General features: G+C 72.6%; 23 protein-coding genes. 16 read left to right on the top strand and 7 right to left on the bottom strand.

Translation table 11 applies throughout. The annotated features are described in order from the left end of the window. Positions 1-82 precede the first annotated feature (82 nt). Entirely contained in the window at positions 83-1,363 is a 1,281-nt protein-coding gene (locus tag DEJ17_RS16600) for an extracellular solute-binding protein (protein ID WP_258366873.1), read from the bottom strand. Between the two features lie 245 nt (positions 1,364-1,608). Between DEJ17_RS16600 and DEJ17_RS16595 the strand changes: the two genes are divergently transcribed. From DEJ17_RS16595 to DEJ17_RS16580, 4 genes are all read left to right on the top strand, one after another. Continuing rightward, positions 1,609-2,676 carry a LacI family DNA-binding transcriptional regulator gene (locus DEJ17_RS16595; RefSeq protein ID WP_110895417.1) on the top strand — a complete coding sequence of 356 codons (1,068 nt, stop codon included), beginning with the start codon at positions 1,609-1,611 and terminating at the stop codon, positions 2,674-2,676. Between the two features lie 131 nt (positions 2,677-2,807). Beyond that, positions 2,808-4,010 (top strand): Gfo/Idh/MocA family protein, encoded by a 1,203-nt coding sequence (locus DEJ17_RS16590; protein WP_110895423.1) that lies wholly within the window; start codon positions 2,808-2,810, stop codon positions 4,008-4,010. Then, positions 4,007-5,218: a DUF993 family protein gene (locus tag DEJ17_RS16585; protein WP_110895415.1), complete on the top strand. Its 1,212-nt coding sequence runs from the start codon at positions 4,007-4,009 to the stop codon at positions 5,216-5,218. The genes DEJ17_RS16590 and DEJ17_RS16585 overlap by 4 nt, the downstream gene beginning before the upstream one ends. Positions 5,219-5,262: 44 nt before the next feature. Continuing rightward, a complete protein-coding gene (locus tag DEJ17_RS16580; RefSeq protein ID WP_110895421.1) occupies positions 5,263-6,138 on the top strand; it encodes a sugar phosphate isomerase/epimerase in 876 nt (291 codons plus the stop codon). 53 nt (positions 6,139-6,191) lie between these two features. On the opposite strand, the gene DEJ17_RS16575 is transcribed toward DEJ17_RS16580, so the two are convergent. Beyond that, the gene (locus DEJ17_RS16575) at positions 6,192-6,857 is read right to left on the bottom strand and encodes a bifunctional 2-polyprenyl-6-hydroxyphenol methylase/3-demethylubiquinol 3-O-methyltransferase UbiG (protein WP_110895413.1); all 666 of its coding nucleotides are present in this window, start codon (positions 6,855-6,857) and stop codon (positions 6,192-6,194) included. A gap of 194 nt (positions 6,858-7,051) precedes the next feature. Further along, entirely contained in the window at positions 7,052-7,801 is a 750-nt protein-coding gene (locus DEJ17_RS16570) for a FadR/GntR family transcriptional regulator (RefSeq protein WP_110895411.1), read from the bottom strand. A gap of 240 nt (positions 7,802-8,041) precedes the next feature. Between DEJ17_RS16570 and DEJ17_RS16565 the strand changes: the two genes are divergently transcribed. Genes DEJ17_RS16565 through DEJ17_RS16540 form a run of 6 tightly spaced genes read left to right on the top strand, consistent with a single transcriptional unit; the run spans position 8,042 to position 14,282 of the window. Further along, positions 8,042-9,460, top strand: coding sequence for an MFS transporter (locus DEJ17_RS16565; RefSeq protein ID WP_110895409.1), 1,419 nt, complete (start codon positions 8,042-8,044; stop codon positions 9,458-9,460). Next, entirely contained in the window at positions 9,457-11,217 is a 1,761-nt protein-coding gene (locus DEJ17_RS16560) for a dihydroxyacetone kinase family protein (protein WP_110895406.1), read from the top strand. Before DEJ17_RS16565 ends, DEJ17_RS16560 begins: the two co-directional genes overlap by 4 nt. A 23-nt stretch (positions 11,218-11,240) precedes the next feature. Beyond that, positions 11,241-11,726 (top strand): ribose-5-phosphate isomerase, encoded by a 486-nt coding sequence (locus tag DEJ17_RS16555; protein ID WP_110895404.1) that lies wholly within the window; start codon positions 11,241-11,243, stop codon positions 11,724-11,726. Beyond that, entirely contained in the window at positions 11,726-12,526 is an 801-nt protein-coding gene (locus DEJ17_RS16550) for a triose-phosphate isomerase family protein (RefSeq protein ID WP_110895402.1), read from the top strand. Before DEJ17_RS16555 ends, DEJ17_RS16550 begins: the two co-directional genes overlap by 1 nt. Beyond that, positions 12,523-13,368, top strand: a complete 846-nt coding sequence (locus DEJ17_RS16545) for a sugar phosphate isomerase/epimerase (protein ID WP_110895400.1) — start codon at positions 12,523-12,525, stop codon at positions 13,366-13,368. Before DEJ17_RS16550 ends, DEJ17_RS16545 begins: the two co-directional genes overlap by 4 nt. Further along, on the top strand, positions 13,365-14,282 hold the full coding sequence (locus DEJ17_RS16540) for a phosphogluconate dehydrogenase C-terminal domain-containing protein (RefSeq protein WP_110895398.1): 918 nt from the start codon (positions 13,365-13,367) through the stop codon (positions 14,280-14,282). Before DEJ17_RS16545 ends, DEJ17_RS16540 begins: the two co-directional genes overlap by 4 nt. A gap of 32 nt (positions 14,283-14,314) precedes the next feature. On the opposite strand, the gene DEJ17_RS16535 is transcribed toward DEJ17_RS16540, so the two are convergent. Further along, positions 14,315-15,910, bottom strand: a complete 1,596-nt coding sequence (locus tag DEJ17_RS16535) for a hypothetical protein (RefSeq protein WP_110895396.1) — start codon at positions 15,908-15,910, stop codon at positions 14,315-14,317. An 80-nt stretch (positions 15,911-15,990) separates the two neighbouring features. Here DEJ17_RS16535 and DEJ17_RS16530 point away from each other — a divergent pair, with 80 nt between their 5' ends. Further along, complete coding sequence (locus tag DEJ17_RS16530) at positions 15,991-16,752, top strand: SDR family NAD(P)-dependent oxidoreductase (RefSeq protein WP_110895394.1); 762 nt, start codon at positions 15,991-15,993, stop codon at positions 16,750-16,752. A gap of 177 nt (positions 16,753-16,929) precedes the next feature. On the opposite strand, the gene DEJ17_RS16525 is transcribed toward DEJ17_RS16530, so the two are convergent. Both DEJ17_RS16525 and DEJ17_RS16520 read right to left on the bottom strand, forming a co-directional pair. Then, complete coding sequence (locus tag DEJ17_RS16525) at positions 16,930-17,886, bottom strand: DUF1648 domain-containing protein (RefSeq protein ID WP_258366871.1); 957 nt, start codon at positions 17,884-17,886, stop codon at positions 16,930-16,932. Beyond that, positions 17,883-18,086, bottom strand: coding sequence for a hypothetical protein (locus DEJ17_RS16520; RefSeq protein ID WP_258366870.1), 204 nt, complete (start codon positions 18,084-18,086; stop codon positions 17,883-17,885). Before DEJ17_RS16520 ends, DEJ17_RS16525 begins: the two co-directional genes overlap by 4 nt. Positions 18,087-18,201: 115 nt before the next feature. Here DEJ17_RS16520 and DEJ17_RS16515 point away from each other — a divergent pair, with 115 nt between their 5' ends. Together DEJ17_RS16515 and DEJ17_RS16510 are read left to right on the top strand one after the other, a co-directional pair. After that, a complete protein-coding gene (locus DEJ17_RS16515) occupies positions 18,202-18,396 on the top strand; it encodes a hypothetical protein (protein ID WP_110895390.1) in 195 nt (64 codons plus the stop codon). An 85-nt stretch (positions 18,397-18,481) separates the two neighbouring features. Continuing rightward, entirely contained in the window at positions 18,482-19,003 is a 522-nt protein-coding gene (locus DEJ17_RS16510; RefSeq protein WP_110895388.1) for a hypothetical protein, read from the top strand. A gap of 9 nt (positions 19,004-19,012) precedes the next feature. Here the strand turns inward: DEJ17_RS16510 and DEJ17_RS16505 are convergent, their stop codons facing one another. Then, a complete protein-coding gene (locus DEJ17_RS16505; RefSeq protein ID WP_146239751.1) occupies positions 19,013-20,464 on the bottom strand; it encodes a PLP-dependent aminotransferase family protein in 1,452 nt (483 codons plus the stop codon). A gap of 21 nt (positions 20,465-20,485) precedes the next feature. Between DEJ17_RS16505 and DEJ17_RS16500 the strand changes: the two genes are divergently transcribed. From DEJ17_RS16500 to rlmN, 3 genes are all read left to right on the top strand, one after another. Then, positions 20,486-21,232: a pyridoxamine 5'-phosphate oxidase family protein gene (locus DEJ17_RS16500; RefSeq protein ID WP_110895383.1), complete on the top strand. Its 747-nt coding sequence runs from the start codon at positions 20,486-20,488 to the stop codon at positions 21,230-21,232. A 182-nt stretch (positions 21,233-21,414) separates the two neighbouring features. Then, the gene (locus DEJ17_RS16495; RefSeq protein WP_110895381.1) at positions 21,415-22,368 is read left to right on the top strand and encodes a C40 family peptidase; all 954 of its coding nucleotides are present in this window, start codon (positions 21,415-21,417) and stop codon (positions 22,366-22,368) included. Between the two features lie 93 nt (positions 22,369-22,461). Beyond that, the gene (gene rlmN / locus DEJ17_RS16490; protein WP_110895379.1) at positions 22,462-23,694 is read left to right on the top strand and encodes a 23S rRNA (adenine(2503)-C(2))-methyltransferase RlmN; all 1,233 of its coding nucleotides are present in this window, start codon (positions 22,462-22,464) and stop codon (positions 23,692-23,694) included. Positions 23,695-24,184 lie beyond the last annotated feature (490 nt).

Raw genomic sequence — 24,184 nt, 5'->3', positions numbered from 1 at the left:
AGATGTGTATAAGAGACAGCGCCCGGCCGGGGCCGGGTGGATCTGCGGCGGGCCGGGCGCTCCACGCACCCGGCCCGGACCGTCACCCCACGTGCTCCTCGTAGTACTTCGTGATCGTGTCGAGCGTCTCCTTGGCCGACTGCTGCCCGTTGATGAGCTTGCCGACCTCGGCCGTGGTCGGGTCGGTGCCGAGTTCCTTGCCCTCGACCGCCCATTCCGAGGCCGCCTTGGCGTAGGAGCTCGAGATCGGGTCGGCCGCCTCGATCTCCTTCTGGTAGAGCGCGAAGGAGTCCTTCGCGGCCTGCGACTCGAACGGGTACTGGACGTCCAGCCCGGATTCGACCGGCAGGAACCCGTTGGTGGTCACGAGCTTCGCGTAGTTCGTCGGGTCGTACATGTAGTCGATGAACTTCTCCGCCGCGGCACCGCGGGTGTCGGAGTTCTCGAAACCGACGATGTTGCCGCCGTAGTTGATCTCGGTGGCGTGGGTCGGGTCGGCCGGGGTGGCGGCGCTGGCCCAGTCGAAGTCGGTGATGTTCGACGCGAAGTCCGACGACTGCCAGACACCGGAGAAGTACGCGACGACCTGGCCGCTCTTGAACAGGGCGTTCGGGTCCTGGCCGCTCGTCCAGACCGACTTCGGCATGACCGAGTCGTCGTTCATGTCGGCGAAGTCCTGCAGCGCGTCGACGGTCTTCGCGTCGGTGGGGAAGGAGCCGTCCTTCTCCTGCTGCATGAAGTCGGTGCCCTTGGTGAACATGTACGCCCGCAGTCGCGACGGCGACGAGTCGAACACCAGGTCGTACTTGGCGCCGGTGTCGGCCTTCACCTTGTCCGCGGCGTCGAGGAACTCGTCCCACGTCCACGCCTTCGCGGGGTCGGTCGGGTACGCGACGCCGGCCTCGTCGAACAGCGACTTGTTCACGAACAGCCCGGCCGCGGTGACGTCGGACGGGATCGAGGTGACCTTGCCGTCCTCGTCCTTCGCGATGAGGTCCTGGTCGATGCCGTTCGCCTCGTCGTCCACGATCGATGCGAGGTCGACGGTCTTGCCGCTCCAGATCGGGTCGATGCCCGCGGCCCGCACCACGTCGGGCAGCGAGTTCGCCTGCGCCGACTCGCGGAGCTTGGTCTGCAGGCCGTCGTACGGCAGGTTCACGATCTTCACCGCGACGCCGGTCTTCTCCTCGTACGCGGTCGCGAGGTCCTGGTAGCCCTTCTCCTGCGCGGACGAGGTGGAGAGCCAGAAGGTCAGCTCGTCCACCTTGCCGCCGCCACCGGACCCACCGGAGGCGCAGCCGCTCAGGAGTGCGAGCGCGGCGATCCCGCTGGCGAGTGCGAGCATTCTCTTGGATGACTTCATCGTCACTGCTTTCGTTCGGGACCACGTGCTTCTGCCGTGGGCGAGCGTTCGGGGTGTCTCGGCCGAGGACCCCAGGTCTACACGACACCAGCCGTTCTGGCAAGCGCTTTCCTCGGCGATGTTCTGACAATGTGACCTGTGTCCTGCTCGGCGCGAGTGGCGGGGTCGCCATCCCGCCGTGCCCGCGGGAAATCGCTATCCTCACCACAGGCCGCGCACGGCGCGGACCGGACTGGAGGCACGACATGCCCGAGCGAGGCACCGTCACCCTGGCCGACGTGGCCGAGCGGGCAGGGGTGTCGCTCGCGACCGCCTCGCGGGCGCTGAACGGCAGTACGCGGAAGGTCCGGCAGGAGTCGGTGGACCGGGTGCGCGCCGCCGCCCGCGCACTCCGCTACACCGCCAACGTGCAGGCGCAGGCCGTCGCGCGCGGGTCCACCACGACGCTCGCCCTCGTCGTCGGTGACATCGCCGACCCGTACTTCGCCGCGATCGCCGCCGGGGCCATCCGCGCTGCCGACGACGCCGGTCTCGTCGTCACGATCACGTCCACCGGCGGCGACCCGTCGCGCGAGGCTGCGGTGCTCGCCGTCGTCGCCGGACTCCGCCCGCGAGCCGTCGTGCTGGCGGTGAGCCGTCGGCTCGGGGTCGGCTCCGGATCCGCGACGGGCTCCGGACCGTCCGAGGTCGCCGCGGCTGTCGGGGGCCTCGTCGCCGCGGGGGCCGGGGTGTCCGCGCTCGTGTCCGACCTGGACGGCGCCGCAGCGGGCGTCCCCGGGGTGCACGGCGTGGTGATCCGCAACCTCAGCGGGGCCGCCGCGCTCGCCGGTGCGCTGGTGGAACAGGGGCACGACTCGTTCGCCGTGCTCGCCGGCGACCCGGACCTCGTCACCGCGCACGCCCGTGTCGAGGGGTTCGTCGCCGGCCTCGCGGCGCACGGCCTGCGGGTGCCCGACGACGACGTGGTGCCGTCGGAGTTCACCCGGGACGGCGGGTACCGGGCGATGGTGTCGCTGCTGGACCGCGCCGCCGCGGGTGGTGCACCGGTACCGCGGTGCGTCTTCGCGGTCACCGACCTGATGGCCGTCGGGGCGGTCGCGGCGATCCGGGAGCGCGGGCTCGTGCCCGGGGTCGACGTGGGCGTGGCCGGGTTCGACGACGTGCGGATGCTCGCCGACGTCGTGCCGGCGCTCAGCACGGTGCGGCTCCCGCTCGAGGAGATCGGCGAGCGGGCCGTCCGCCGCGCGCTCGGGCTCGAGGCCGACGGCGCCGTCGACGGCGAGGTCGTCCTGCGCGCCAGCACCGCCCGCTGACCTCGTCACACCGAGCACGCCACGCACGCCGTGGTGTACGGTTCCGGCAAGCGCTTTCCAACACGACGGACAGCGGGCCACAGCGAGCAAGGGAGCACGCGTTGACCACCACGCGCACCATCGGGATCATCATGAACGGCGTCACCGGGCGCATGGGCTACCGACAGCACCTCGTGCGGTCGATCCTGGCCATCCGGGACGACGGCGGCCTGCTGCTGCCCGACGGCACGCGTGTGCAGCTCGAACCGATCCTGGTCGGCCGGAACGCAGCCAAGCTCGAGGAGATCGCGACCCGCCACGGCCTCGAGCACTGGACGACCGACCTCGACGCCGCCCTCGCCGACCCCCGCTGGCAGGTCTTCGCCGACTTCGCGGTCACGAGCGCCCGCGCCGACGCCCTGCGCCGCGCGATCGCCGCCGGCAAGGCCGTGTACACCGAGAAGCCGACGGCCGAGACCTCCGCCGAGGCCCTCGAACTCGCCCGGCTCGCCGCCGCGGCCGGCGTCCTGAACGGCGTCGTGCACGACAAGCTCTACCTGCCGGGGCTGCGGAAGCTCCGTCGCCTGCTCGACTCCGGGTTCTTCGGCCGGGTCCTGTCCGTCCGCGGTGAGTTCGGGTACTGGGTGTTCGAGGGGGACTGGCAGTCGGCGCAGCGCCCGAGCTGGAACTACCGCCAGCAGGACGGCGGCGGCATCGTCGTCGACATGTTCCCGCACTGGAACTACGTGCTCGAGCAGCTGTTCGGCCGCGTCGAGTCCGTCTACGCCCGCGCCGTCACCCACATCGAGCAGCGCACCGACGAGCAGGGCGTGCCCTACCCGGCCACCGCCGACGACGCCGCCTACGGGGTATTCGACCTGGCCGGCGGCATCACGGCGCAGATCAACTCGAGCTGGGCGGTGCGCGTCGACCGTGACGAACTGGTCGAGTTCCAGGTCGACGGAACCGACGGCAGCGCCGTCGTGGGCCTCTTCGGCTGCCGGATCCAGCCCCGAACGGCGACCCCGAAGCCGGTCTGGAACCCTGACCTCAAGGACGACCGCGACTACCGGGGGCAGTGGCTCGAGGTCCCCGACAACGAGGTGTACGGCAACGGCTTCCGTGCCCAGTGGGAGGACTTCCTGCAGGACCTCGTCGCGGGCCGCCCGCACCCCTACGACCTGCTGTCCGGCGCCCGCGGCGTGGCGCTGGCCGAGGCCGGCCTGCGATCCAGCGCCGAGGGTCGGCGTGTGGACCTGCCGGAGCTGACGCTGCCAGCCGGGGCCGAGCCGCGCCTCCCGGTCGAGACGCCGGGGGTCGCCCAGCGCACCGAGACCGTCGGGGCGAGCGCATGACGGACCTGACCCTGCTGGCGGCGGACGGCACCACGAGCCGTGCCCCGCTGGGCGCACCTGCGGTCGACGACACGACCGGGCCCACGGCGCCCCTCACCGAGCGTGTCGTCTACGCCGCCGCCCACGTCGTCCCGCGCACCGCCGCCGACAACACCCCCGGTGCCCCGGCCGACCTCGACTGGGACGCCACCCTCGCGTTCCGTCATCACCTGTGGTCCTGGGGACTGGGCGTCGCCGACGCGATGGACACGGCGCAGCGCAACATGGGCCTCGACCCCGCTGCCACCCGCGAGCTCATCACCCGCAGCGCGCGCGAGGCACAGTCCGTCGGCGGCCGCATCGTCGTCGGAGTGAACACCGACGACCTGCCCGACGAACCCGTCTCCGAGCAGCAGGTCGTCGACGCCTACGTCGCCCAGCTCCACCACGCCGAGGACGCCGGCGCCGGCGTCGTGCTCATGGCGAGCCGCCACCTGGCACGACTCGCGCACGACGATCCCGCCACCTACCGCCGTGTCCACGGCCGTGTCCTCGAGCACGCGAGCGCACCCGTCGTGCTGCACTGGCTCGGGGAGGCGTTCGACCCTGCCCTCGCCGGGTACTTCGGCGGGCGCCAGGGCGCCGACACGGTGCTCGACATCATGCGCGACGCCGGGCCGAAGGTCTCCGGCATCAAGATGAGCCTGCTCGACGCGCCGGCCGAGGTGGCACTCCGCGCCCGCCTGCCCGAGACCGCCCGGATGTTCACGGGCGACGACTTCCACTTCGTCGACCTGATCGCCGAGCAGGACGGCCGGCACTCCGACGCCCTGCTCGGCGCGTTCGCCGCCGTCGCGCCGATCGCCTCGGCCGCCGTGCGGGCCCTGCCGGACGAGTCGGCCTACCGTGCCCTGCTCGGTCCGACCGAGGCCCTGTCCCGACACCTCTTCGGCGCGCCCACGTGGCACTACAAGACCGGCATCGCGTTCCTCGCCTGGCTGAACGGACACCAGCCGGCCTTCGCCATGGTGGGCGGCCAGCACGCCGGACGGTCGCTGCCGCACCTGTCCGAGACGGTCCGGCTCGCGAACGCCTGCGGCGCCCTGCAGGACCCGGAACTCGCCGCCTCGCGCTGGCACGCCCTGCTCGCGGTCGCCGGGGTGGAGACGACCGCCGGGAGGCCCGCCCCGAGCGCCGCCGACCGCAGGGTCTCCGAGGTGGTCGCGTGAGCACACCTGCCGGTACGGCCGGTCAGGTCCGCACGGCCGTCCCGGTGGCACCGGGCTCGCCCGGGCCGCACCCGCGGCTGTCGGTCAACCAGGCGACGATCAAGCGCGCGTCCCTGCCCGAGGCGCTCGACACCGTCCGTCGGGCCGGGGTCGGGGCGATCGGCACCTGGCGCGAACCCGTCGTCGAGCTGGGGCTCACCGAGGCCGTGCGGCGGGTGGCCGACTCCGGGCTCCGGGTGTCGTCGCACTGTCGTGGCGGGTTCTTCACCCTGCCCGAGGGGACCGCCCGCCAGCGGGCACTCGACGACAACCGCCGTGCGATCGAGGAGATCGCCGCCCTGGCCGCCGCGGGCGCACCCGGTTCGGCGCCCGTGCTCGTGCTCGTCGCGGGCGGTCTGCCCGACGGGTCGCGCGACCTGGCCGGTGCCCGCTCCCGGGTCGCGGACGCACTCGACGCCCTCGTGCCGCACGCGCTCGACGCCGGTGTCCAACTCGCGGTCGAGCCGCTCCACCCGATGTACGCCGCCGACCGTGCCGTGGTGTCGACACTCGCGCAGGCCCTCGACCTTGCGGCTCCGTTCCCCGCCGCGGCCGTGGGGGTCGTCGTCGACACGTTCCACGTGTGGTGGGATCCCGCGCTCGCGACGTCGATCGCCCGCGCAGGTGCAGCCCGCCGCATCGCGTCCTACCAGGTCTGCGACTGGATGACCCCGATCGCGGCCGACCCGCTGCTGTCCCGCGGCTACCCCGGCGACGGGCACGTCGACTTCGGGCCGGTGACCGACGCCGTGGTCGACGCCGGCTACACCGGTGACGTCGAGGTCGAGCTCTTCAACCAGGCGATCTGGGACACCCCGCCCGCCGAGGTCGTGGCCCGGGTCGTGCGGTCCTTCGCCGCGGCGGTCCCGCTCCCGCGCTGAGGCGTGCCGTGGACCTCGCACCGTGCGACGTCCAGCCCTCGCACGGAACGGTGTCAGCGCGTGCGCCGGGCGAGCACGACGCTGTCGAGCACCTCGTGCTGATCACCCTCCGGCGTCGTCGCGGTACGCGGCCGGACCTCGGCCACCAGGACGTCCCACCCGTCGTCGAGCCGCAGGGCGCCCAGGTCGTCCTCCGGCGAGGGGAACCGGTGCTCCCGCAGCGCGGGCGGCAGGTCGTCGTGCGGGGGAGCGGCGTGTGCGGTGACGAGCAGGTGCCCACCGGGTGCGACGAAGCCCGCGGCGCGGTGCAGGATGTCGGCTCGGGGGATCTCCACAGGCCACGACTGCAGGAACGACGCCGTCACCAGGTCGAACCTGGCGGCGGTGTCCCACCGGGCCAGGTCCGCGGCGACGAAGGCGGTCCGGTCCTCGACCCCCGCGGACACCGCAGCTCGCGAGCCGCGCTCGAGCGCCGTCACCGACAGGTCGATGCCCGTCACGTCCCACCCCTGCTCGGCGAGCCACACCACGTCGCCGCCCTCGCCGCAGCCGAGGTCGAGCGCTCGCCCCACCGGCAGCCCCCACGTCGCCGAGGCGAGCACGGCGTTCACCCGGCCGGACCAGATGCCGTCGCGTTCGGCGTAGCGGGCCTCCCACCAGTCACGGGCGGACGGCGTGGCGGCAGCGCCGGTGTGCGCTGCGTCGTCGTGGGTGTGCATGCACCTACTCCAGCGCACCTGCCGGGCCGGACCCAAGCGGTGTTGCCGAGCCGGCAACACGGCACCGTGCGGGGCGGGCGCGACCCGGGCCTCCCGTCCGACCGGATCGTGAGCAGAAGATGTCGGGTCGGCTCGACGAACTCGACCGTTCCTGCTCACCAAGCGTGCGAGCGCGCACGCGCAACGCGCCCCCGCTACTCGTCGGCGGGGAGCGGCTCGGCGTGCTCGATGCGGGCGCTCGCCGTGGCCATGTGCTCGTCCATCGCTCGCTGCACGGCCGGCACGTCGCGGGCGCGCAACGCCTCGAAGACGGCGCGGTGCTCGTGGAACGCGGCCTCGGTCGCCTCCCGGGTCTGCACGCGGCGCGCCACCCAGACGCTCAGCATCGAGCGCAGGCTCTGCAGCAGGTCGGCGAGCACGTCGTTGCCGGAGGCCCGCGCCAGCAGGACGTGGAACCGGACGTCGGCGTCGATGAAGGCCTGCGGGTCGTCGAGCGTCGCCTCCTGCCGGACCAGGTACTCGCCGAGCTCGGTGATCTGCTCGTCGGTGGCGCGCTGCGCGGCGAGGATCGCAGCCGTGCGCTCCAGCGAGGACCGGATCTCGAGCAGCTCGCGGGTGCGGTTCGACGCCAGCATGAGCCCCCACGACAGGGTCGTCGGGAGCAGGTCCGAGGTGCCTCCTCGCAGGTAGGTGCCCGAGCCCGGGCGGATCTGCACGATGCCCAGGATCTCGAGGGCGGCGAGAGCCTCACGGACGGCCGAGCGTCCGACGCCGAGCCGCTCGGACAGGACCCGCTCCGAGGGCAGACGCGAGCCGGGGGCCAGCTCGCCGGCGGTGAGCAGCGAGACGAGCTGACGTGCGACGACCGAGGCGGGCGATCCGACGGGCACGGACTCGAGCTCGAGTCGGATGTTGAGGGGGTCGTCCGGGCTGAACGCGGGCATGCAGTGAGCGTACCGGTCGGTCAACCGGTTGCCGGGGGAGCGTCGCTGAGGCGACCGACATTGCGCAAGAAGCAGCGCGGAACGCGCGGAATGGTCAACCGGTTGACAAGTTGGCCGACCGCGACCCACACTGGACCAGGCGCACCGATGCGCCCGCTCCCGATCCGCGCAGCAGCACGGAGCGTCCCGGCGCAGCCGCCAGGGCGAGAGTCGTACCACCCCCACCGAGCAGGAGTCATCGTGGACATCCCCGCCACGCGAGGCATCCCCACCTCGGTCGTCGAGAAGACGGCCATCCGCAAGATCGCGATCCGCATCGTGCCGTTCGTGGCACTGATGTTCTTCATCAACTTCCTCGACCGCACCGCGATCTCCTTCGCCGCCCCCAACGGCATGGAGGCCGACCTCGGCCTGACCGCCGCCCAGTTCGGCTTCGCGTCCGGTGTGTTCTTCATCGGCTACCTCGTGCTCGAGGTGCCGTCCAACCTCGCGCTGCACAGGTTCGGCGCCCGGATCTGGCTCGCTCGCATCATGATCACGTGGGGCATCGTGTCCCTGCTCTTCACGTGGGTGCAGAACTACCCGCAGCTCGTCGGCCTGCGCTTCCTGCTCGGCATCGCCGAGGCCGGGTTCTTCCCGGGCGCGATCCTGTTCCTGTCGACCTGGGTCCCGGCACGTCACCGCGGCAAGATGCTCGCGCTGTTCTACCTGGCCCAGCCGCTCACGAGCGTCATCGGTTCCCCGCTCGCCGGCTGGCTGATGACCCACGAGGGGATCCTCGGCGGCCTGGCCGGCTGGCGCTTCATGTTCCTGTGCGTCTCGATCCCGGCGATCATCGTCGGCGTCCTGTGCCTCTTCGTGCTCAAGGACAAGCCGTCGCAGGCGAAGTGGCTCGACGAGGACGAGAAGGTCTGGCTCGAGACGACGCTCGCCGCCGAGAGCGCGGCGAAGGGCGGCGGCGACGGCCACGGCAAGGGCGGACTCCGCGCGGCCTTCGGCTCCGGCCGTGTCTGGATGCTCGCCGCGGTGTACTTCGGCTTCATCTACGGCCTCTACGCGCTCAGCTTCTTCCTGCCGACGATCATCGACGGCTTCCAGGAGCAGTTCGGCACCACGTTCGACCTGTTCCAGAAGGGCCTCATCACGGCGATCCCGTACGTGCCGGCCGCGGTCGTCCTGTACTTCTGGTCGCGTGACGCCTTCCGTCGTGGCGTCCGGGTCTGGCACATCGCCGTCCCGGCCCTGGTCGGTGGCTTGAGCATCCCGGTCGCGCTCTACATGAACAGCCCGGCCGCCACCGTCGCGGTCATCGCGATCACCGCGTGTGCGATCTTCGCGGCCCTGCCGAACTTCTGGACGGTCCCGACGCAGTTCCTGACCGGTGCCGCCGCAGCCGCTGGGGTCGCGCTCATCAACACCGTCGGCAACCTCGGTGGGTTCGCCGCCCCGTACATCACGGGTGCCGTCAGCGAGTGGACCGGCGGGTACCAGGTCCCGATGTTCATCGTCGGCTTCTTCATGGTGCTGTCGAGCGTGCTGATGTTCGTGCTCGGCCGGAACACGAAGCGCAACGAAGCAGCTGCCGCGGCGTCCGGAGCCGACACCGCGGTCGCCGCCACGGACGGACCGACCGCCATCGCGAAGGAGGCCGGCGCATGACCCGCCTGTTCAACGACCCGGCGGACTTCGCCGACGAGATGGTGGACGGCTTCGTGGCCGCCAACCGCGCCCGGGTCCGCAGGGTGCACGGCGGGGTCGCCCGCTCGACCACCAGCCCCGAGGGCACCGTCGCGCTCGTCGTGGGCGGTGGCTCCGGCCACTACCCGGCCTTCGGCGGCCTCGTCGGGCACGGCCTGGCGGCCGGTGCCGCGATGGGCAACCTGTTCGCCAGCCCGAGCGCCCAGCAGGTCACCGCGGTCGCGAAGGCGTCCGAGCACGGGGGCGGCGTGCTGCTGAGCTACGGCAACTACGCCGGTGACGTGCTCAACTTCGACGCCGCGGCACGGGCACTCGAGGCGCAGGGCATCGACGTGCGCACGGTCCGCGTGACCGACGACGTCGCGTCCGCGCCCGTCGACCAGGTGCACCAGCGCCGCGGCATCGCGGGGGACCTCTGCGTGTTCAAGGTGGCCGGCGCGGCCGCGGAACGCGGCGACGACCTCGACGCGGTCACCGCGATCGCGGCCCGGGCCAACGACCGCACACGCAGCTTCGGCGTCGCGTTCTCGGGCTGCTCCCTGCCCGGCGCCGACGAGCCGCTCTTCACCGTCCCCGAGGGGCGCATGGCCATCGGCATGGGCATCCACGGCGAACGCGGCATCGCCGAGGCCGACGTCCCCACGGCGGACGGCCTGGCCGACCTGCTCGTGGACAAGCTGCTCACCGAGCGACCCGACGGCACCGGCACCACAACACACGGCACCGCACCAGACGCCACAACAACACGCCCCGGCCCCCGCGTCGTCCCGATCCTCAACGGCCTCGGCTCGGTCAAGTACGAGGAGCTCTTCGTCGTCTTCGGCGCCGTCCAGCGGAAGCTCACCGACGCCGGCATCGTCGTCGTGGAGCCCGAGGTCGGCGAACTCGTCACGAGCTTCGACATGGCGGGCGTCTCGCTCACCCTGTTCTGGCTCGACGACGAGCTCGAGCAGCTCTGGGCCGCCCCCGCCGACGCCCCCGCGTACCGCAAGGGCGGCGCCGTCCCGCAGCAGCCGGTGCCGGTCGAGGTGCTCGAAGCCGGCGTGGTCGTGCCCGTGACGCCCGGCACCGAGGAGTCCCAGGCCTCGGCCGCCCGCGTCGCGAGCGCGATCGCCGCGATCCGCGCCGCCATCGACGACCACGCCGACGAGCTCGGCCGCATCGACGCCGTCGCCGGCGACGGCGACCACGGCATCGGCATGCAGCGTGGCTCCACTGCCGCCGACCGTGCGGCACAGGACGCCGCCGCCCGTGGCGCGGGCGCCGGTTCGGTCCTGGCGATCGCCGGAGACGCCTGGTCCGACAAGGCCGGTGGGACGTCCGGTGCGATCTGGGGCGCCGCCCTGGAGGCCCTGGGTCGCGTCCTCGGAGACGACTCCCGTCCGACGCCCGCCACCGTCCAGCGCGCGGTGCACGCTGCCGCCGAAGCCGTCCTGGCCTTCGGCGCGGTCCCCGGCGACAAGACGATGGTGGACGCGCTCGTGCCGTTCGACCAGGTCTTCTCCGCCCGGGTCGACGCCGGCGACGAGCTCGTCGACGCCTGGTCAGCCGCCTCGGCTGCAGCACAGACCGCGGCGGACGCCACGGCCGACCTGTTACCGCGGATGGGTCGTGCCCGCACCCACGGCGAGGACGCCGTCGGCACCCCGGACGCCGGAGCGATCTCCTTCGCGCTCATCACCGCCGCGGTGCTGGCGACCATCGCCGTCCCCGCCTGACCCCCCACGAAAGGCACACCCGCATGAGTGAGCAGCAGTTCCGCATCGTCGTCGGTTCGGACGACGCCGGCTTCGACTACAAGGAGGTCATCAAGGCCGACCTGGCGAAAGACCCCCGCGTGGCCTCCGTCGTCGACGTGGGCGTGGACGCCGACGGTCACACCGCCTACCCACACGTCGCCGTCGACGCCGCCCGTCTGGTGGCGAACGGCGAGGCCGACCGCGCGATCCTGATCTGCGGCACCGGCCTCGGTGTCGCGATCGCGGCGAACAAGGTCCCCGGCATCCGGGCCGTGACCGCGCACGACTCGTTCTCGGTCGAGCGCTCGATCCTGTCGAACGACGCCCAGGTCCTCTGCATGGGGCAGCGCGTCGTCGGGGTCGAGGTCGCGCGCCGGATGGCGAAGGAGTGGCTCGGCTACACCTTCGACCAGAGCAGCGCGAGCGCGTCGAAGGTCCAGGCCATCTGTGCCTACGACGGCTCCGCCCCGGTCGGGACCGACGCCTGATGCCCGCGACCACGGCGGCCGCCCCGGTGACGATCGGGGTGTCGCTCAAGATGTACTTCTCGCACGCCCGGACGCTCGCGTGGGCGGCCTCCGTGGCCGACATCGCCCGGAGCCACCCGGCGGTGCGGTCCGGCGCGGTCGAGCTCTTCGTGGTGCCGACGTTCCCGTCGCTCGTCCCGGTGCGTGCGGTGATCGGGGACGCCCCCGTGACGCTCGGCGCGCAGGACCTTGCCTGGGCGGACAGCGGCGCGTTCACCGGCGAGGTCTCCGGCGTCGAACTCCGTGAGATCGGGGTCGACCTCGTCGAGATCGCACACGCCGAGCGACGCGAACTGTTCCACGAGACGGACGACGAGATCGCCGGCAAGGTGCACGCGGCGTACCGCAACCACCTGCGGCCCCTGATCTGCATCGGCGAGACCGAGCGCGCCGCCGACGGCGACCCCGCGGCCGCGATCGCCGAGGTCACCGCGCAGCTCGACCGCTTCACCGCCACGGCGACCGCCGACGGCCTCGCCGGACCGCTCATCGCCGCGTACGAACCGGTGTGGGCGATCGGTGCCCCGCAGCCCGCGCCCGACGAGCACATCGTCGCGGTCCTCGCCGGCATCGAGCAGCACCTGGCGACCCGGCCGGAGTTCACCGGGTCCGTCGCGATCTACGGCGGCAGTGCCGGTCCGGGCCTGCTGACCCGCGGTGCCGGACGCATCGGCGGCCTGTTCCTCGGCCGCTTCGCCCACGATCCGGAGGCGATCCGCACGATCCTCGACGAGGCCCACGCCCTGGCGGTGACCCCGTGACCTCCTTGCTCGGCCTCTCCACCTACGCCTACTTCTGGCGCATGTCCGACCGCGTCCCGTCGCCGATGTCCCTCGACGACGCCCTGCGCGACGCAGCGTCGCACGACGGCGTCGACCTCTTCCAGATCTGCGACCACCTGCCGCTCGACACCGCGACCGACGAGCGCCTGGCCTCGATCCGGTCCCTGGCCGCCGACCTCGGTCTCACGCTCGAGGTCGGAACCCGCGGCACCCGGCCGGAGCACCTCGCCCGGTACCTGCACGTCGCGCAGCAGCTCGGCGCGACGCTCGTGCGCAGCATGTGGACGAGCGGCGACGACCAGCCCGACGCGGCCGAGACCGAACGACGTCTGCGGCAGGCGCTCCCCGCCTACGAGCGCGCGGGCGTGACCCTCGCGCTGGAGACCTACGAGGTCGTCGCCACCGCTGACCTCGTCGCCGTCGTCCGGGCGATCGGCTCCGACAGCCTCGGCATCTGCCTCGACCCCGCGAACACCGTCGCACGGCTCGAACACCCGACCCACGTCGTGGCGATGACCGCCCCGCACGTCGTCAACTGGCACGTCAAGGACTCCGCCTTCACCCGTTCACCGGGCTGGGTCGGGTTCCAGTACACCGGCGTCCCGATCGGCACCGGGGTCATCGACCACGACGCCGTCCGCGCCGCGCTCGAGCCCGACACCCGGGGCATCAACCGCGTCATCGAGTTCTGGCTGCCGTGGCAGGACGAGCACGCGGGCGCCGAACCGCTGCCGGGCGAGACCCCCGCACAGACCACCACCCGCATCGAAGCGGCGTGGACCGAACACACCATCGAGTACATCAGGAGCAAGGAATCATGACCGACACCGTCACCACCCCCCACACCGTCGCTGCCGGATCCGGCACGGCCGACGTCACCGTCGCCGTGATCGGTGCCGGCGGCAAGATGGGCACCCGCGTCTCGAACAACTTCGCGAAGAGCGAGTACACCACCCTCTACAGCGAGGCCTCGCCCGCCGGCCAGGAGCGCATCCAGGCCCTCGGTCGCGAGCTCACCGACAGCCTCGACGCCGCGAAGGCCGCCGACGTCGTCATCCTCGCCGTCCCCGACGTCCTGCTCGGCAGCATCTCCGAGCAGCTCGTCCCCGTGATGAAGCCCGGTGCGTCGATCCTGACGCTCGACCCGGCGGCCGCCTACGCCGGTCTGCTGGCGAAGCGCGAGGACATCCACTACGCCGTGGCGCACCCGTGCCACCCGTCGGTGTTCCTCGAGCGCACCACCAAGGCCGAGTGGGACGACACCTTCGGTGGCATCGCCGCCCCGCAGGAGGTCATCGCGGCCTTCGACGCCTCGGAGTCGCTCGGCGACGAGGGCGACCGCGCCAAGGCCGTCGCCGAGGCCGTCATCACCACGATGTACGCCCCGGTCATCCAGGTGCACTGGGTCACGGTGAAGCAGCTGGCCGTGCTCGAGCCGACCCTGGTCGAGACGATCGCCTGCATGATCGGCGACTTCCTCAACGACGCCCTCGAGGAGACCGTCACCGGTGTCGGCGTGCCCCGCGAGGCCGCCCGCGCCATGCTCTACGGCCACACCTGGATCGCGCTGACGAACGGCCTGCGCGGCTCGAACCCGTTCTCCGACGCCTGCCACATCGCGATGGGCTACGGCCGCGAGAAGCTCATCAAGGAGGACTGGAAGCAGGTCTTCGACGACAGCGAGCTCGACTCGGTCATCGCGAAGATGCTCAAGATCGACGCCGTCCGGCGCTGAGCCGCACCGCCACCGACCACCGCGCCGACCAGTCAGCGCGCCCGGACCGGAACGCCCCGCCGACCCCCTTCCGGCGGGGCGTTCCCCGTGCCGTCGGCGGCCACGAACCCGCGCGGCCCCCACGCCTCGGCCAGCGTGATCGAGGCCACACCGGGCACCGTCAGCGCCCGCACCGCGTCGGCGAACCACCGCTCGGCGGCCGGCGTGTGCTGCGCCGGGTCGGTCGCGTCCGGCACGGTCTCCGGCCCGTACCCGTGCTCGACGGTCGCGTCCGTCACGGACCGGGTCGGCGCCGTCGCCACCGCGTTGAACCGTGGCCGCAGCGTCACCGGTCCGACGTGCAGCGCCCTGCCGGCGGCCAGCCTGGAGGCACTGCTCACCACCCAGCGCTGCATCCGGATCGACTCGGTCACCTGTTCGGGCGACCGGTCGTGCATCTGCGGTGTCACGCTGCAGGTCAGGGGGCCGTCCCAGCCCGAGAACACCGCGATCGAGCGGTTCAGCTCGGTGAAGTGCGCCCGGCTACCGGCGACGACCTCCAGCGCGCCGACCGCTGTCACCGCTTCGCGCAGTGCCCGCTGCAGCGCCGGGGTCGTCACGTGCGACACCGGGTCGAACGCCCCGACGCGTGCCACCGGACCGCCCTCGAGCACCGCGTCGATCGCCGCGCGCAGCAGTACCGGGTCGTCGGTGACGAACCGGACGTCCAGGGGAGCGCCACCCGCGTCCCGTCGGGCCGAGGCGAGCACCGCCTCGAGGTTCGGGGCCCCGAGGACCGGCTCGACCAGGATCGGGAACCCGCGGAGCAGGTCGGCGTCGTCCGGGCGCGCAGCGACCGGCGCCGAACCCGCGAGCAGCTGGAGCGTCGGCGGCGGCGTGACCACGGCACCGGGACCCGGCCCGTCGAGCGCCGCGAGGTCCGGGGCGGGGGAGGCCGCGCCTCCCGACCGGGTGCCCGGACCGCCCGCCGAACCGACCGCCGTTGTCCGCAGGGTGAGCCCCTGACGGACCGTCGTCCCCGGCGAGAGGGCGACCGGGAACGGCTCGGCGAGCGGCGTCGAGTACGTCTTGAACGAGGCGTCGGTCCAATTGCGCTGGTCCTCGGTCTCGAACACGTCGCCGGTCAGGTCGAGCGCCAACGCGACCGGGCCCGCCGCCCAGTCGAGCCCGGCAACGTCGACGGCCGGCTGGTGCGGCGCGATCCAGAACGGGAACGCCGTCGCGGTGCTGTCACCGGACGGATGCCGCAGCGTGAGCGGCTGCCCGGCCAGGGTCGGCGGGTGCAGGACGACGAGCCCGATGCGGTTGCGGCGGAAGGCCCGCGTGACCGTCCCGACCGCGGAGACCCGCAGGGTGTCGTCGTCGAGCGTGACCTCGAGGACGGTGCGCACGACCTCGACGCCGTCGTACCGTGCACTGGTCTCGATGCGGATGCGGCCCTCGTCGCCGTCCACCGTCCGTGTCGACACCGTGTCGTCGGCCGTGCGCCAGTCGTGGTCGCGGACGACGAACCTGACGGCACGCAGGACGAGCACGCCCCGGAACGTGACGTCGGCGAGTCCGGCTCCGCGCAGGGCCAGACGCCAGGGCCCGACGGACACGATCTCGTCGTTCGACGTCGCAGTCATGGTGCATGCCTAGCACCGGTCAACCGGTTGGGCAATGATGGGGGTGACGGAGCAGCGCTGCTCCGAGGACGGAGTCCCACATGACCGCACGACTCGACGGCCGGACCGCACTCGTCACGGGAGCGGGGTCCGGCATCGGCCGCGCGATCGCCGACCGCTTCGTGGCCGAGGGGGCAACCGTCGTCTACGCCGACCGGGACGCCGACGCGGCCGCGGGAGCCGCCGCCGCAGCCGGCCCGACCGCGATCGGCCTCACGATGGACATCGCCGACGAGGCGAGCGTCGCCGCGGGCTTCGCCGAACTGGCCGACCGTGGTGCGAGCCCCGACGTGGTGGTCGCGAACGCCGGGGTGCAGCTGTTCGGTCACGACGCGAAGGTCGCCGACCTGTCGCTGGAGACCTGGGACCGCACGGTCGCGGTCAACCTCACCGGCACGTTCCTGACGATCAAGCACGCCGTCCGGGCGATGCTCGCGAGCGGCACCGGCGGGTCGGTCATCGCCACCGGGTCGCCCACCGGCCTGAACGGCGAGGGGGCGGACTTCGCGGCGTACTCCTCGACCAAGGGCGGCATCCACGCACTCGTCCGGGCGACCGCGATGGCCTACGCGCGGGACGGGATCCGGGTGAACACGGTCGTGCCGGGCTACACCGAGACCGGCCTCGTGTCGGCGATCTCCGGCGACCCCGAGGCCCGAGCCGCGATCGTCGCCCGCACCCCGCTCGGTCGCCCGGGCACCCCCGACGACGTCACCGGCATCATGGTCTACCTCGCCAGCCCGGAGTCGTCCTACGCCACCGGGGCGGAGTTCCGCGTCGACGGCGGCATGACGAGCCTCTGACCCGTCTCACGCCCGCAGCCGGTCCTGCGAAAGCGACAGTCTTCCACCGAACGTTCGCGGCACAGTGTCGCCCTGACGGGACGGTCGCCGCAGCGGTGCGAGGTCTGTCGCTTCCGCGCACAGGTCCCGCCCGCCGCCGAACCCGCCACACCGCCCTGGAGGCCCGGTGCGAGCCCGTCAGACCGTCTCGCGCCCGGCGAGCAGCGCGCCCAGGGCTGCGGCACCGCCCGCAGCGTCGGGCACGGTCACCATCCGCGCCTGCCCGCCGCGGAGCCGCGCGACCAGCCCCGGCCCGGACCGCACGACGTAGGCGACGCCGCGGCCCGAGATCCGGTAGCCCCAGCCGCCCCACTGGCCCGGGGACACCTGCTCCCACCCGCACGACTCGATGCGCTCCAGCGGGACGCGCATGAGTGGGATCCTCGTCCAGGTGGACGTGAGCCGCAGGCCCCGTCGGTCGACGGTGAGTTCCACCCGCGCCAGCACCAGCACGGCGAGCCCCGCGATCACCATCGCCAGTCCGGAGACGACCGCCGTCGTCACCCCGGCCGATGCCGTCCAGACGGCGGTGCCGACGCCGAGCACCACGACGAACGCCCCGATCACCGCGAACCACCGGCTGCCGACGCGTGCGCGCCAGGCGACGCGGGTGTCGGGCCCGACCGCCAGGGGAGCGACCTCGTGGGCCGGCACGGGTGCAGCGACCCGGAACAGTGCGAGCACGGGGACGGCGGCGACCACCACGGCGACGAGCAGGAACGGGACCGTCCACCAGGGGGACAGGGTGCCGTCGCCGGCCGTGTTCGTCCACGCGAGCACGACCCAGGCCGAGCCGAGGGTCCCGGCCAGCAGGTTCGCGACGAGCAGCACCGTGGCTGCCGTCCGCCTGTCGCGCCAGCGCAGCGCGGAGAACGCGAGTACGACGGCCACCAGTGCCACTGCCAGGGTGACCCAGAAAGCCGTCCACGGTGACCCCCAACCGTCCGCGGTGCCGTCCGTCCGGAAGTGGATCGCGATCCGCGCGGGCATGGTGGACGCCGCGAGGACCGCGGTGAGCACCAATCCCACCGCGACCAGGAGCCCTGGTGCCGTCACGGCCAGCCGTGTGCCCGTGGTCATCGGTCGAGTCGTCATCGTGCCCCCTTGATCATCGTGAACAGGTCGTCGAGCGAGACACCCAGGGTGTCCGCCTGGTCGCGCAGCTCGTCGACGAGCGTGCGCAACCGGTCGAACGAGGCGTTGCCCGATCGCAGGACCGTCGCGCCGCGGCCGCGCCGCAACTCGATCAGTCCGTCCTCCTGCAGCAGCGCGTAGGCGCGCAGGACGGTGTGCATGTTGATGCGAACAATCCGACATCGCACCGGGGCTGCTCCACCCGTTCGGACCCTGTTTGGCCGCGGAACGCAGCACGTGGTTCGGCGGCTCCCGGCACGCGTACCGTCCGTCGCGATGACCGAATCACCCACCACCACCGCCCCGTCGAACTACGAGTCCGCCGACGGTGTGGACCCCCTGCACGTCACCACCTACCGACAGGTCCGCAAAGCAGCCCGCCGCGGACACGCGCTGCCCGGCGACGCCGGGGAACCCTCGCTCGCCGACCTCGTGAACGCCCGGGGGAACGGCACCGCCGACTCCCGCTGACGCAAGCTCACGATCCGGTCTCGACGAGGTCTCGATCGGGACACGACGACGCGAACGGCACGACGGCGCTGCCACGATGTCGTCCATGGTCTCCTTCCGGTCCGCACTGCCCCTGGTCGTCGTGAGCGCGGTCCTCGTGTCCGGCTCGCTCGCCGGTTGCTCGGCCGGCGCCGACGCCGACGCAGCGGCGCGGTCGACATCGAGCCCGAAGCCGACCTCGGAGACCTCGGACGCCCAGCCCGTGCGCGGTGCGACGGACCCGATGGAGGAAGACCGGAGTGCTGCGGCGATCTGCGGCCAGATCAGTGCGCTGACGACGATCTCCCTGAACGCGACGGTCGGACGCAGCCAGGGCGAGCTCTCCGAGGCGCAGTACCAGGCACTGATCGCCGCCGAACGCTTCGGCTACGAGCACCTGTCGAGCAGCGACGAGGAGCTCGACGACGCGATCGACTACGCGCACGAGTACCTCGACGCGCACCCCGCACCGGAGTCCGGGCCGGCGCTCGAGATGACCCCCGAGTGGGAACTCGTCGGGCGCACCCTGAACACCGCGTGCCAGCGGGCCGGGTCGAACGTCGTGAGCACCGCCCAGTACGGTGGCTGACGACCCTGATCAGGTTCCCGTGACCGCCGTCACCAGTGCGTCGAGCGCGCGGTCGAGCTCCGGCAGCGTCACGGCGCCGTAGCCGAACACGATGCCCGGCGTCGTGCTGCCCGGCGCGAGCCCGTACTCCTCGAGCGTCGCGACGAGCACCCCGGCGTCCGCCAGCCGACGCGCGATCTGCGCCCCGGTGGTCGGACCCGACCACGTGACCACCGCGTGCAGTCCGCCGTTCAGGGCACGGGCCTCCAGGCCGGCGACGTCGCCGAGCCGAGCCGCGATCCGGGCCCGGCGGTGCGTGTAGTCGCGACGCACCCGGCCCAGGTGCCGCCGCAGCGCACCCGTCCGCAGCAGGTGCACGAGCGCGGCCTGCACCGGTTCGGCGACGACCGCGCCACGTGCCCGACGGGCGGCCAGCACCGCCTCCGTCACCGGGGAACCCGTCGCTGCGACCGTCGGCAGCACGACGTACGCGCAGCGCAGCCGGGGGTCGAGCGTCTTCGAGAACCCGCCGACGTGCAGCACCACGCCCTCGGCGTCGAGTGCGGCCAGTGCGGGTACGGGCGCGCCACGGTGCCGGAACTCGGAGTCGTAGTCGTCCTCGACCACCACGGTGCCGGTGGCGGCGGCCCAGGTGAGGAGCCGCCGGCGCCGAGCGACGGGCATCACCGACCCGAGTGGGTACTGGTGTGTCGGGCTGACCAGGACGGCGTCGACCGCTCCGGCGGCCTCGAGCGCATCGAGGTCGAGCCCGTCCTCCCGGACCGGAACGCCCACCAGAGACCCGCCCGCGCTCGTGATCGCACGGTGTCCGGTGCGGTAACCGGGGTCCTCGACGGCGACGACGGGTGCCCGACCCAGCAGCCCCCGCATTGCCTCGGTGACGAGCGACAGCGCCTCCGAGGTCCCCGCGGTCACGAGCACCCGGCCCACCGTCGCCGTGAACCCGCGGGTCAGGCCGAGCTGGGCGACGACCTGTGCCCGCAGGTCGGGGGAGCCGAGCGGATCCGCGATCGCGTTCCGGAGCGGTGCCGACGCCGCGGTGCGCCAGGCTGCCCGCCAGTCCCGCTGCGGGATGGCGGTGACGGCCGGGATGCCAGGTCGGCAATCGACGAGCGGAGCGGTCGGCGAAGCGACCGCGACGCCGACCGCGCCGGAGTCGGCGGTGTCCGTGCCGACGGCCGACGCCGCACTCGTCGTCCGACCGTGCAGGTCCGCCGCGACCCGTGCGAGGGCACCGTGCCGCGTCCGCAGGTACCCCTCGCCGTCGAGCTGCTCGTACGCCGCGACAACGGTGCCCCGGGCCACCCCGAGCTCCGCCGCCAGCGCACGCGTCGACGGCAGCGGATCGCCTTCGCGCAGGGTGCCGTCGTGCACCATCCCGCGCACGCGCGCCACCACGCCGGACACCTTGCTTGACTGGTCCACCCGGATCGCCCCGATCTGGTCCACAGGCCGGACCACTGGTGACCCTAGCGTGAGCCCATGCACACCCCGAACGCTCAGCTGAACCCCGCGGACCCGACCGCCGACGGACCCTCGCTCCGTGTCCGCCGACTGCGTGACCGCCAGTCCGACGACCCCGCCGTCTTGCACGCGATCCTCGCCGAGGCCCACATCGCCCACGTCGGCATCGTCCGCGATGGCCACCCCGTGGTCCTGCCGTTCCTCTGCGCCGTCGGGGACCTTGGCGACGGCCCCGTCCTGCTGCTGCACGGCTCGACCGGCGGCGGTCTGTTCCTCGACGCCGGGGCCGAGGGCGTGCCGGTCGCCGCCACCGTCACCCACCTGGACGGCCTCGTCTTCGCCCGCTCGACCCACGACAGCTCGGCGAACTACCGCAGCGCGATGATCGCGGGGCGCGCGACCGTGGTGCCGACCGACCTCCGCGCCGAGGCGCTCTGGCAGGTGGCCGACCACCTCATGCCGGGCCGCCGAGCCGAGGTGCGCGAGATGACCGCGAAGGAGGTCCGCGCCACCCAGGTCCTCCAGCTGCCCCTCGACCGCGCGAGCGTCAAGGTGCGCGCCCACGGGGTCGGCGAGGACGCGGCGGACGGCGAGGACCACACCGTCTGGGCGGGCGTCCTGCCACTCGCGGTCCGCGCCGGCGTCCCGATCCCGGGGGACAGCCCGGTGGACGCATCGGTCGTCGCGCTGTCGGCTCGCCTCGACCGCCTGGCGGCCGACCGGGAGGCCCGGATCACCGCCGACATGCGGGTCACGCCGGTCTGAGCCCGGGTCCACCGCCGCGGGCCGGCTCCGGAACACCCGAGCGCGCCGTCGGAGTGGCCTGCGAGCGGCGCTCGTTCCTGTGACCAGCCGCAGGAACACTCCGGAGCTGCCCAGCCGCGAGCACCGTCGTGACCAATACGTTACTTTCCGGACCGCCGAGTGGTCCCGACCCGGAAGGACCCATGGGACGCCACACCCTGCCTGCAGCAGCCGACGACCGTCAGCCCGCGCGAACGCACACGCACCCCGCGGTCGACCCCGCGCCGCTGACGCCGGACACGCAGCAGTCCCGTCCCCGTGGTCGCCGCTCGGCCCTCGGCCCCGCGGCCGCCCGCTCCACCTTCGTCGAGCACCCGAAGCCGGCCCGGACCGTGCGGATGCAGCCGCGTCCCGCTCCCGTCGCGTCGTCGGCGGGCAGCGCGGTGCTGAGCCGGACCGCCACCCTGCGTGCGGAGCGCGCCGTCGACCCGCGGCACATCCGCCGTTCCGCGAACGCGAAGCGCGCGGCGATCCTGCTCGCCCCCGCGATCGCGGTGACCTCGAGCCTGACGCTCGCCCTGCCCGCGAACGCCGACACCCTGCCCGCGGACACCCGCTCCGGCACGACCACGGCGCAGGCCGCCCAGACCTTCACGGTGGCGCACGACGTGCAGGTCCCCGTGGTCTCCACCGACGGCATGACCACCACGACGACGATCGTGTCCTACCCGACACTCGACCTCCGCTTCGGCGTGACGACCGCGCAGGCACAGTCCGCGTTGTCCGCCGCGCTCTCGGCCGGCGGTGACCGGGCCACGATCGTGCAGACCGCCCTGCAGTACATGGGGGACCCGTACGTCGAGGGCGGCGCGAGCCACGAGGGCATCGACTGCTCCGGGCTCACGATGGTCGCGTACCAGGCGGTCGGGATCCAGCTCGTGCACTACGTGCCGACCCAGGACGCCGCCGCCACCACGATCCCCGAGTCCGAGGCACTGCCGGGCGACCTCGTCGTGTACGACGACGAGGACCACGTCGGCCTGTACCTCGGTCAGGGACTCGTGCTGCAGGCACCGCACCCGGGCGAGGTCGTCGACATCGTCCCGATGTACTCGGCGGCGCACCACTTCGCGCGCGTCCTGCCCGCCGGCAGCTGACCCGACCAGCCGTGGTGCGGCCGTGGTGGTGACCAGCAGGACCACCCGGACGGGGCGTCCCCACCGATCACGGGCCTCCCGTATCCTGGAGTGATGGCTTCCGACACCCGCACCCCGTTCGAACAGCAGCAGTCTGCTCGTCCGCAGGTGCGCCCGCGCACCGAGGGCTGGAAGCAGGCCACCGACACCGACGGTCGCCCGCTCCTGCAGTTCGCATCCCCGAAGCGTGGCAAGCCGCCCGTGCACCTGGCCGACCTGACGGCCGAGGAACGCGAGGCCCGCGTGAAGGAACTCGGCCTGCCCGGGTTCCGCGCCAAGCAGCTCGCGACCCACTACTTCCAGCACTACACGTCCGACCCGGCCAAGATGACCGACCTGCCCGCCGCCCAGCGGGAACAGCTCGTCGCCGGGATGCTGCCGCCGCTCCTCACCGAGACCCGGCGGCTGGCGACGGACAACGGCGACACGATCAAGTTCCTCTGGAAGCTGCACGACGGCGCCCTGGTCGAGTCGGTCCTCATGCGCTACCCGGGCCGCATCACCCTGTGCGTCTCGTCCCAGGCCGGGTGCGGCATGAACTGCCCGTTCTGCGCCACCGGCCAGGCGGGGCTGACCCGCAACATGTCCACCGCCGAGATCATCGAGCAGATCGTCCGGGCCAACGCCGCGATCGCCGCCGGTGAGCTCGGGGGCGATCCCCGCAAGGGCGGCAAGGACCGCGTCGATGCCGAGCGGGTGACGAACATCGTGTTCATGGGCATGGGGGAGCCGCTCGCGAACTACAAGCGGGTGATGGACGCCGTGCGGTTGATGGTCGCACCGCAGCCGAACGGTCTCGGCATGAGTGCCCGCGGCATCACGGTCTCGACCGTCGGCCTGGTGCCGGCGATGATCAAGCTCGCGGACGAAGGGATCCCGCTCACGTTCGCGCTGTCCCTGCACGCCCCCGACGACGAGCTCCGCGACGAGCTCATCCCGGTGAACTCGCGCTGGAAGGCCGACGAGGCGATCGACGCCGCCCACAACTACTACGTCAAGACGGGCCGCCGTGTCTCGATCGAGTACGCGCTCATCAAGGACATGAACGACCACGCCTGGCGAGCCGACCTGCTCGCCGAGAAGCTCAACAAGCGCGGTAAGGGGTGGGTGCACGTCAACCCGATCCCGCTCAACCCGACGCCGGGCTCCGTGTGGACCTCGTCCGAGGTGCACGTGCAGGACGAGTTCGTCCGCCGACTCAACGCCGCCGGCATCCCGACGACCCTGCGCGACACCCGCGGCAAGGAGATCGACGGGGCGTGCGGGCAGTTGGCTGCGGCCGAGTAGGTCGGTCCGGTCGGCGGGGCTGGTCCAGTCCGGTTCGTCTGTTGGTCGTCTGTTCGTTCGTTCGGGAGGCACGGTGCGGTTTCGCACCGTGCCTTCTGTCGTCCCCGGGGTCGCGCCCACCCCCGTCGAACCCCGGAAACCCGGGGGACACGCGCCGTTCACCCGACTGCGACACGCCCGGGAGGGACGACGGTTGGCAGCGCCCCTGGGGCGTGTGTAAAGTAATCACTCGTTGCCGCTGAGGCGGAGAACGGAACGGCCGAGACGGTCACAGGGTGCAAGCCCTGGATGCGCAGTCCGGACGGGGTCCCGCTCAGGCAACATCCCCCGAAGAAGTCGAAGTGATTCGACGTGTCTGACGGTGGAACAAGACGAATGCCTCTCTGGCGGAACCTTTCGTGGGTCGAGCGGGGAGTGCGTCTGGTCCTTGAGAACTCAACAGCGTGCACATTGTCAATGCCAATTTATTGATTGACCTCGTGCCTGGTCG

The sequence above is a fragment of the Curtobacterium sp. MCSS17_011 genome, from assembly GCF_003224275.1.
GTDB lineage: Bacteria > Actinomycetota > Actinomycetes > Actinomycetales > Microbacteriaceae > Curtobacterium.
Note: the sequence above shows the minus strand (reverse complement) of the source record. Positions and strands in the feature narration are given on the sequence as shown.

Excerpts from the sequence above, each read along its gene's own strand:
- DEJ17_RS16600 (WP_258366873.1), bottom strand. The coding sequence starts at position 1,363 with ATGAAGTCATCCAAGAGAATGCTCGCACTCGCCAGCGGGATCGCCGCG.
- DEJ17_RS16595 (WP_110895417.1), top strand. The coding sequence starts at position 1,609 with ATGCCCGAGCGAGGCACCGTCACCCTGGCCGACGTGGCCGAGCGGGCA.
- DEJ17_RS16590 (WP_110895423.1), top strand. The coding sequence starts at position 2,808 with ATGAACGGCGTCACCGGGCGCATGGGCTACCGACAGCACCTCGTGCGG.
- DEJ17_RS16585 (WP_110895415.1), top strand. The coding sequence starts at position 4,007 with ATGACGGACCTGACCCTGCTGGCGGCGGACGGCACCACGAGCCGTGCC.
- DEJ17_RS16575 (WP_110895413.1), bottom strand. The coding sequence starts at position 6,857 with ATGCACACCCACGACGACGCAGCGCACACCGGCGCTGCCGCCACGCCG.
- DEJ17_RS16570 (WP_110895411.1), bottom strand. The coding sequence starts at position 7,801 with ATGCCCGCGTTCAGCCCGGACGACCCCCTCAACATCCGACTCGAGCTC.
- DEJ17_RS16560 (WP_110895406.1), top strand. The coding sequence starts at position 9,457 with ATGACCCGCCTGTTCAACGACCCGGCGGACTTCGCCGACGAGATGGTG.
- DEJ17_RS16555 (WP_110895404.1), top strand. The coding sequence starts at position 11,241 with ATGAGTGAGCAGCAGTTCCGCATCGTCGTCGGTTCGGACGACGCCGGC.
- DEJ17_RS16550 (WP_110895402.1), top strand. The coding sequence starts at position 11,726 with ATGCCCGCGACCACGGCGGCCGCCCCGGTGACGATCGGGGTGTCGCTC.
- DEJ17_RS16540 (WP_110895398.1), top strand. The coding sequence starts at position 13,365 with ATGACCGACACCGTCACCACCCCCCACACCGTCGCTGCCGGATCCGGC.
- DEJ17_RS16535 (WP_110895396.1), bottom strand. The coding sequence starts at position 15,910 with ATGACTGCGACGTCGAACGACGAGATCGTGTCCGTCGGGCCCTGGCGT.
- DEJ17_RS16530 (WP_110895394.1), top strand. The coding sequence starts at position 15,991 with ATGACCGCACGACTCGACGGCCGGACCGCACTCGTCACGGGAGCGGGG.
- DEJ17_RS16525 (WP_258366871.1), bottom strand. The coding sequence starts at position 17,886 with ATGACGACTCGACCGATGACCACGGGCACACGGCTGGCCGTGACGGCA.
- DEJ17_RS16520 (WP_258366870.1), bottom strand. The coding sequence starts at position 18,086 with ATGCACACCGTCCTGCGCGCCTACGCGCTGCTGCAGGAGGACGGACTG.
- DEJ17_RS16515 (WP_110895390.1), top strand. The coding sequence starts at position 18,202 with ATGACCGAATCACCCACCACCACCGCCCCGTCGAACTACGAGTCCGCC.
- DEJ17_RS16510 (WP_110895388.1), top strand. The coding sequence starts at position 18,482 with ATGGTCTCCTTCCGGTCCGCACTGCCCCTGGTCGTCGTGAGCGCGGTC.
- DEJ17_RS16500 (WP_110895383.1), top strand. The coding sequence starts at position 20,486 with ATGCACACCCCGAACGCTCAGCTGAACCCCGCGGACCCGACCGCCGAC.
- DEJ17_RS16495 (WP_110895381.1), top strand. The coding sequence starts at position 21,415 with ATGGGACGCCACACCCTGCCTGCAGCAGCCGACGACCGTCAGCCCGCG.
- rlmN (WP_110895379.1), top strand. The coding sequence starts at position 22,462 with ATGGCTTCCGACACCCGCACCCCGTTCGAACAGCAGCAGTCTGCTCGT.